General features: G+C 68.8%; 1 protein-coding gene. It reads left to right on the forward strand.

Annotated elements, in window-relative coordinates; translation table 11 throughout:
- Positions 1–603, forward strand: a 603-nt coding sequence (locus tag V6U86_RS33310) for a transposase family protein (RefSeq protein ID WP_334510531.1), incomplete at its 5' end; no start/stop codon positions are given.
- Positions 604–605: the final 2 nt, after the last annotated feature.

A 605-nucleotide genomic window follows, 5' to 3' on the forward strand; every position in this document is an offset into this window, starting at 1 on the left:
GCGTACTGGCGCACGAACCTGACCATGCGCCAGATCGGCCCGCTGTTCGGGGTGTCGCACTCCGCAGCGCACCGGGTCATCGACACCCTCGCGCCGCTGCTGGCGCTGGCGCCGGTGCGTAAACGGCCGGTCGAGCAGATCGCGATCGTCGACGGGACGCTGGTCCCGACCCGCGATCACCGCCTGGCCGCCCGCAGCAAGAACTACCGGTACTCGACGAACGTGCAGGTCGCCATCGACGCCTCCACCCGCCTGGTCATCGCCGTCGGCGACCCACAGCCGGGCAACCGCAACGACACGATCGTCTACCGCACCAGTGGCATCGCCGAGACGCTGGACGGGCGGCCGGTGATGGCCGACGGCGGCTACCGCGGCAACCCCGAGGTGATCATGCCGTACCGCAAGCCCTCCGACGGCAGCTCGCTGCCGGGCTGGAAGGAAGCCCTCAACGTCGAGCACCGCACCGTTCGAGCAGGGGTAGAACACGCCCTGGCCAGGATGAAGAACTTCAAGATCCTGCGCGACTACCGCCGCGCCGGCCATACATTGGCCGATGCCGCTTCCGGCATCGCCAACCTCCACAACATCATCCTCGCCGGCTGACC

Source organism: Micromonospora sp. CPCC 205558 (assembly GCF_036902955.1).
Taxonomy (GTDB): domain Bacteria; phylum Actinomycetota; class Actinomycetes; order Mycobacteriales; family Micromonosporaceae; genus Micromonospora.